Origin of the sequence: Microcystis sp. LE18-22.4A (assembly GCF_027531105.1) — a bacterium.
In the GTDB taxonomy this organism is placed as follows: Bacteria; Cyanobacteriota; Cyanobacteriia; order Cyanobacteriales; family Microcystaceae; genus Microcystis; species Microcystis aeruginosa.
In genome coordinates this window covers 21,370-28,924 of record NZ_JAPZRB010000640.1, presented here as the reverse complement: position 1 = coordinate 28,924, position 7,555 = coordinate 21,370, and the positions used below count along the sequence as shown (strand labels likewise).

The 7,555-nt window shown below is 44.8% G+C and carries 6 protein-coding genes; 2 read left to right on the top strand and 4 right to left on the bottom strand.

Translation table 11 applies throughout. The features are described 5' to 3' along the window. The first annotated feature begins 274 nt into the window (after positions 1–274). Positions 275–1,252, top strand: coding sequence for an alpha/beta fold hydrolase (locus O9295_RS27190; RefSeq protein ID WP_288036380.1), 978 nt, complete (start codon positions 275–277; stop codon positions 1,250–1,252). A gap of 393 nt (positions 1,253–1,645) precedes the next feature. Here the strand turns inward: O9295_RS27190 and O9295_RS27185 are convergent, their stop codons facing one another. Together O9295_RS27185 and O9295_RS27180 are read right to left on the bottom strand one after the other, a co-directional pair. Continuing rightward, a complete protein-coding gene (locus O9295_RS27185; RefSeq protein ID WP_288036378.1) occupies positions 1,646–2,695 on the bottom strand; it encodes an alpha/beta hydrolase in 1,050 nt (349 codons plus the stop codon). 1,224 nt (positions 2,696–3,919) lie between these two features. Beyond that, positions 3,920–4,561 carry a hypothetical protein gene (locus O9295_RS27180; RefSeq protein WP_287169959.1) on the bottom strand — a complete coding sequence of 214 codons (642 nt, stop codon included), beginning with the start codon at positions 4,559–4,561 and terminating at the stop codon, positions 3,920–3,922. A 105-nt stretch (positions 4,562–4,666) separates the two neighbouring features. Between O9295_RS27180 and mnmA the strand changes: the two genes are divergently transcribed. Further along, positions 4,667–5,725, top strand: coding sequence for a tRNA 2-thiouridine(34) synthase MnmA (gene mnmA, locus O9295_RS27175; RefSeq protein WP_288036377.1), 1,059 nt, complete (start codon positions 4,667–4,669; stop codon positions 5,723–5,725). Positions 5,726–5,819: 94 nt separating this feature from the next. On the opposite strand, the gene O9295_RS27170 is transcribed toward mnmA, so the two are convergent. Then, on the bottom strand, positions 5,820–6,572 hold the full coding sequence (locus O9295_RS27170) for a phycobilisome rod-core linker polypeptide (RefSeq protein ID WP_149978679.1): 753 nt from the start codon (positions 6,570–6,572) through the stop codon (positions 5,820–5,822). 238 nt (positions 6,573–6,810) lie between these two features. Further along, positions 6,811–7,392 (bottom strand): phycobiliprotein lyase, encoded by a 582-nt coding sequence (locus tag O9295_RS27165; protein WP_002760475.1) that lies wholly within the window; start codon positions 7,390–7,392, stop codon positions 6,811–6,813. Between the last annotated feature and the right edge of the window lie 163 nt (positions 7,393–7,555).

Sequence of the window (7,555 nt, the reverse complement as noted above, 5' to 3'; positions counted from 1 at the left end):
GAAGGGTCAAATTTGAAAAATTTTGCCTCAAACCCTGTCTGCGTAAGGATTTCAGGAGTTTGTACCCAGTAGTTTATTAGTATTACATTGCTTTAACTCAGGCTCTGTAAGACTTTGAGCCATAGCTAGTATATTTATACGGGGGAAGTTCAGTTATTCAGCAAACCCTAAATAGAGCATTTAATTGATTAATGCTCATTCTTAATTCTCCTGACGACCGGCTCCTGAATCCTCACCTAAAGGAAGATTTTTGATTTTTACAAGAGGTGTAGTTATGTCTTTATCAATTCGGGTAATTCTCCTAGTAGCGACGACAGTTTATCAGACATTATCTGTTTGGTTAGAAGAACAAAAAGCACCGCCGGGTCATTTGATTAATCTGGGTAAATATCGCCTACATTTTTGTCTAGCGGGAACGGCTAGTCCCACTATTATTATTGACCATAGTTTAGGAGGAATTGAGGGATATTTTTTGCTAGAAGAATTGTCACAATTAGCTAGGGTTTGTATTTATGATCGAGCGGGTTATGGTTGGAGCGATTCTAGTCCATATCCGCGAACTAGCTACCAAATTGTTCAGGAATTATATCAATTACTCACCCAAGCAAAAATAGAACCACCTTATATTTTAGTTGGTGATTCTTTTGGCAGTTATAATGTTCGACTGTATGCTCATCTGTTCCCAGAAAAAGTAGTAGGTTTGGTACTCACTGATGGTTTACACGACAAAGGAATGCTGAAAATGTCGCCAGCATTAAAGGCATTAAAATTATTTTTCATCTCCGGATTTTGGATGTCGATTATTGGCTCAATTTTAGGCATTATCCGAGTTCTGAGAGTTCTGGGAGTTTTTGAATTATTAAAACCAGAATTACGTCGCTTTTCCCCAGATTCTTGTCATCGAGTTAAGCGTTCTTTCTGTCGCGCTAAACACTGGATGACGATGAGTAGAGAAATGTTTAATCTCGACCAAAGCGCTCGTCAGGTGAGTGAGGCTAACAATTTCGGTAATTTACCGATAGTTAGTATTAAAGCTAATTCTTTTTTTAAACCCTCCCTTTGGACTCGCTTTATTCCCCTCAAAAGTGCCAACCGACTCCGGGAGGAGATGCACCTGGAATTAGGCAAGTTATCCGGAGATTTTCTGCAAATACAAGCGGATAAAAGTAGTCATTTTGTCTGGATGGATCAACCGGATGTGATCATCGATGCGGTGAGAATTTTGCTTGACAAAATTAACTCTGTGTGCTAAGTAATTACTCACCGTTCGCTAATTTCTCGAACCGAAAATTTGGTAAATTGTCTTAAATGCAGTCTAGCAAACGCATTGATTGTTCTACTCGGATATTTGTTAGTACAAAAAGACCATTTTGAGGTTAACGAATTGATTGGGGTTTGAGCGAGCCAATTGGAGATCGCACTCCCGACACTGTTCTACCTACCTTATTCGCTAAAAAGCATACAGTATAAAGGTAACAGCAATTTTAAAACCCTTCCCTTAAAAAATTAAGCGAACAATGAGTTGTGACACTTAGACTGCGGAGTATGGGACTTCTGCTGACGCTAAGATAAAGTCAAATCTCCCAATCACTTTAAAACCTTTGTGATAGGCGTTTGCATTTTAGAGCAGTAAATTAAACCTGACTCATTCTAGGAGTCGATAGCGATTAGTTTCAGCGACGTATTTCCGACCTGGAATTTCATCGGGGGGAATTTGATTGCGTAGCACTAGACGCATATCCCTGACAACGCGGGGGACATTCAGATAATAGCCATGCTCTGAAGGATCTGTAAAACTAGATACCACGCGGGTACAATCGATCGGATAGACATTGCGAGGAAGTTGTCGCGGCTGGATTGGACCATCTGTCCCCAGACGGGCGGTATTACCCTTAAGCTTATCACTGGCCCAAAGAGCGAGGTCGTTGCGGTTGAAATAGACACTTGTCCGGCGGGTGATCCGGGACAGAGACAACAATTTGTAGTCGAGATCGAAAGCATCATCATCCTCATCGGCTGCCATCATCAGAACCTGATCGAACAGTCTGGGCAGTTGGTTGCCGACTTGCCTTTTCAATTCCTGTAGAGCATGGCGCAAGACATAATTGCCCATGCTGTGGGCAGTGAGATGAAGTCTCTGTTGGCACCGCGCCTCAGTCTGATTAATGAAATCGGCAACTTTGAGGAAGCCGCGGGCAAATGCCGCCCCAGAAGCGGCAGCATCCAGGCGATCATTCTTGTAAGCGATCGCATTGGCGGCTCTCGGATCGGAAAACAGAAGCGCACCGTCTGAAGGCCAGGAAAACAAACATATATTCAATTTGAGGGGAGGCTCGGTATCGCCAGGGTCTCTGGCAGTCAACACTTGGTGCAGTTGAGCCGCAGCCGTTAGAGCGCTCCGAAATGAAACGTTGAAGCCGTGAATGAAGATCAGCGTATCTTTGGCATTCTCGATCATCTGTTTGCGGACTTGCAGGGCAATCGCCTGACTGCCCAAAACGGGCGGATCACCCAGCAGATTTTCTGGGGCAACTTGGATTTGATACTGAGAAAAGTTCTCACCCGTTACCTCGGCTTTTCCAAAACGCAAGTTAGCCAGTCCATCCTGACTAAAGGTACTCCCGAAGTCAAAACCCGCCTCTAAATCATTTGAGGTAACCAGGTTGCGGTTTGTAGCAAAGTAAATCGTCGTCATCCAAAATCTCCATATTTTCTTCGGTTTTTTGGGAACAGGATAGGCTAAACCACTTTAGCCCATTGCCCCTGCTCTTTTCCCTGTCTAATCCCCTGTTCAACTATATTTTTAGTCTTGATTTACAAGGCTCTCAGAAATCAGCACAGATAAAGCATCCTCGGGAACCTTGATTCTGTAGTTTTTAGTTGCACATCGGGTTATCTAACAATTTTACTTCCCCTTTGCGCGGGTAGTTTTGCCAACTTTGGTGTTGGGGTTTATGTCTCCATCGTGCGTCAGGGTCAGCGACCATTTGTATGGTCTTTTGACACTCCCGTCACTAAAAGCGAGGGATTCTTAGTTCAACGAGTCCACTTAAATTAGATGCCTTGCGTTATCCAATCCAGATGTGGTTCTCACGCTTGCGCGTTACTTTTCGTATGCCCTACGATAGTTGTATTTCTACAAAATTTGCTTGAATTGAAGTGTTAGCTTCAAATACTCCTTTGTCTAGTTCCTACAAATATTTTACACCACGAGCAGGCTTTGGCCGTGAGATTAGCGTTCGACCGAGCGTTCATGTTAGTGAGCTTGTTGAACTACTGACTCATTGTTCGCTTAATTTTTTAAGGCAAGGGTTTTAAAATTGCTTTTACCTTTATACTGTATGCTTTTTAGCAAATAAGGTAAGTAGAACAGTGACGAAAGTGCGATCGCCAATGGGTTCGCTCAAACCCTAATCAATTCGTTAACCTCAAAAGGGTCTTTTTGTACTAAAAAATATCCGAGTAGAACAATCAATGCGCTTGCTAGACTGCATTTGAGACAATTTACCAAATTTTCGGTTCGAGAAATGGCTCTCTTGGGTTTGGTGGGTAAAATGTATTCTAAGATACCTTCATCCTAGCGAGGGGGTGGAACGAACCACAAAGACACAAAGGACACAAAGATTGATCGATCCTATGTAAGTAAAACTTATCACACAGAACCTAGAAGAGCCGAGAAATGAGCGAACGGTGAGTTAATAGGATAAAATTAACTTCTTGGTTAGGATGGACGAGAGGCAAGAGATTCGATCGAGATTAGCTGAAATCCTAGAGACTTATTGCCTAATTAACTTTTGAGAGTTCAAAAATAGGAAAAATAGACATGAAGCTATCGTTCATTCTTAATTCTCCTGACTACTGACGACCGGCTACTGACTCCTGACTCCTAACCCCACCAACAGACTTTTTGCCGCAAACCCTAATTATTGAGGGTAATAATCTGGGCGCTAAAACCCTGTCTAGTTAACTCTTGTAACCGTTGTTTAGCTTGGTATTGTTGCTGAAATAACCCCGCTTGAATAACATTTTCTCCCGCACGGATAAATGCGAGGGGTTCAATTTCTTTAATTTTTGCCAACGCTTCCGCACTATTACTCCTAACTTCAACGCGAAAGAGTTGATTAGTAGCAATAACCCGCTGCTGTGGTGGGGGAGAAGGGGGTTTATTGGCGAGATTTTCAGGTGTGGGGGCCGGTGGATTGACAGTTGGACGAGGATGATTATTAATCACCGTAGCATCGGCGGGACGCACGGTAGCGGGAGCTTGAAAAACGTATTCTCTCAGGGGTTGATTACCGGAAACTGGGGCAGCCACCGGGGGGCGAACTGATGGAGAATTAACGAGGGGTAAATTTAAGGGTGAACATTGGGAACAATTAACAGCACTGGGACTGTCTGAACGTTTAGTTGGTTGTCTCACCGCCGGCGGTGGGGGCAAACGACGACCGGGATAAAGATTCTGGGCAAAAGATAAGTTTGCTTTTAGCAGCACGGTTGCTTGAGCGATTATCCCGACTTTTAACCAAAATAAGGCCGAGAAAAACAGTAGGTTTGTTCTCATAATGCTGGTTTGTCCTCACACGAGATTTGGGTACACCATGTCCAAATTTTAAAGGAGGAGATGCTAGTCTAGAAAGTATGTTGGTTAAAAATCATTACAAGATTTATGGGAAAAGTTGTTGTCGGTCTATCAGGGGGAGTAGATAGCTCTGTTGCCGCTGCCGCCTTACACGCTCAAGGTTATGATGTTATTGGCTTGACCCTGTGGTTAATGAAGGGTAAAGGTCAATGCTGCTCCGAGGGTATGGTAGATGCGGCCTTTATTTGTGAGCAGTTGGGGGTTCCCCATCATATCGTCGATAGTCGCGAGCTTTTCCAAAAAGAAATTATTGATTATCTAGTTTCCGGTTACGAAGCGGGAATTACACCGCTGCCCTGTTCTCAGTGCAATAAAGCGGTAAAATTTAGCCCGATGCTGCATTATGCTAGGGAAACCTTGCAAACGGACACTATTGCCACTGGTCACTACGCTAGAATTCGTTTTTCTCCTGAAAATAACCGTTATCAACTGCTGCGCGCCGTCGATAAAAATAAAGATCAATCCTATTTTCTCTATGATCTAACTCAAGATGTACTGCGTGGGACTTTATTTCCCTTGGGCGAACAAACCAAGGCAGAAACCCGCAGGATTGCCCAGGAATTCGGTTTAAAAACAGCAGATAAACCCGATAGTCAGGATTTATGCTTGATTGAAGCTCACGGAACTATGCGATCGTTCTTGGATAAGTATATCGCCGTTAGTGAGGGGGATATCGTCGATCTCGAGGGCAAAGTTTTGGGTAAACATAGCGGTATCCATCATTATACGATCGGACAACGCAAAGGCATCGGCATCGCCGCCGCCGAACCCCTGTATGTGGTAAAACTGGATCCCGTCATGAATCGGGTTATCGTCGGTAATCGCGAAAGTGCCGTTAGTGCCGCTTGTCTTGTCGGACGGATGAACTGGGTTTCTATTGCCGAACCCACCACCCCTATCCGCGCGCAAGTACAGGTACGTTATCGTTCTCCGGCCGTTCCCGTCAATGTTATTCCCCTAGAAAATGAGCAAGTGAAGCTGGTTTTCGATGAACCACAATTTAGCATCACCCCGGGCCAAGCAGCCGTGATTTATGAAGGGGAGATTGTCCTCGGTGGGGGGATTATTTCAGGAGCCACCCCATAGGGAGAGCCACCAATTCACAGAATAACCTAACCTGATTATGGTTCGGGGGTCATTCTGCCAATTAGGGACTCTCCCCGGCAAGTTGAGCTAAAAATTAACGACGGGGTACAGAAGCCTCGATGTTAATATTCATAGCGGAGACTCTTGGTACAGGATTGCCTTTGGCGCTACCGAGACCCCGGGCCATAGCCAAGAAGCTGGAAGGATCGCCGGCTTTGGGTTTTTGCTCTTGGGGAACATAGCGACGGACAGCATTCTGCCAAACGATTTGGGGGAAGCCCAAAATACCACGATAGTAGCCATCATAGCGAGGCGAGGTGATGTTGAATGGACGTTCACCGATGTCGCGGCTGGCCAGGGTGCGACGACGTTGGTAGGGAACGGTATCATAACCAAAGCTTTGCAGATACTCGTCACTGTTGAGAAGTTGATCGACAAAACCTTGAATACCTTTGGTGGCAACGACAATCGACCAAGCAATTTTTTCTCTTTCGCTATAGACATCGCGACCGAGAACTCTTTGTACTACCTGTTCGACAAAGCGATAGTTGCTGTTTTTCTCGTAGAAGCTGTTATAGAAGGTTTTCGATAACAGTAAACCACGAATGAAATCCCGCACCGATAATTGTCCATTGCGTAATTGGGATTCGAGGAAGGGTTCCCGATCCCATTTAAAGGCATGGAAGAAAATCTGACGGTAAGCGGCTTCGATTAAATCGTCCAGGTCGCTAGGGGAGAGGACATTTTCCGTCGTGTAAACTCTCGGTTTTTCGTCTCCACCGACATCATAACCAGCTACCCGCACGTTTTGGGACTTGGGGGCGTAATTTAAAAGAGGAATGGCCAAGGGTAAACCTCCGTATCCTTAGAAATGCTTAAAAAACTTTCCTCCTAATGATAAGGGAGTAAGTGCCAACTAGAAAAGAAATATTAAAAATTCTTACAATTGTTAAGAAAACTTGCTTATCATCCGGGGTGTTGGGGAGCGCCGGAGCAGGGAGCGCCGGAGCAGGGAGAGGGGAGAAAAAAGCTGATAACTGATAACTGATGACTGATAACTGATAACTGATAACTGATAACTGAATTTACCAGCCACTAATCGAATAGGATGATGGTTCGGGGGAATCACTAGAGACTGACTCCGATGACTGATTGCGGGATTCAGCACAAAAAGTGGCCGTATTAAAACCGCCAAAACGTTGAACTGTGCTAGTGCGGAGACGTAAATCGGTATCGGCAAACCAAAAACGCTCGATCGAGGTCATAGTTTCGTATTCTGTAATTAAGACTAAACCTTCCTGTTCATCAATGTGATAACGGCCCGCCACGGGAATGATTTCCGCATAACCTCGCTCCCGCAGGAGAACACCCGCTTGGGGATTATCTTCATCGGGAATTAGCGCAAAAACGGTGGTTCCTTGATGATTTTCGTTTTCTTTGTCCCACTGCATCGAACCATCCCAACTGACAAACGCCCCCCCCACAGCCTTGGCGGGATCGACTTCGTGCATTTCACAGATAGCGATAATTTTCGGGTTATCGGCGCTTAAAGCTTCCACATAAATCTCGGAATCGCCGGTTTCTGCGCGTCGAAAGGGTAAATGATGGGTGGTGCGCTGAGATTTCCACTGTCCCGCACTTTTCTGAAAAAAGGTCATACCGTCCATAGTTTTTATCCTCTGTTTTTTCCATCTATTTTAACGCCATAGCCGTTTTCTGTAACCCTTGTCCCCCTCTCTCTCTCATTCATCCCCAAAATAATCATGATCAATTCTCTTGATTTCATAGATTTTTTGGGTCGATACACCGGCTCTTCGGGACTTGTTATGG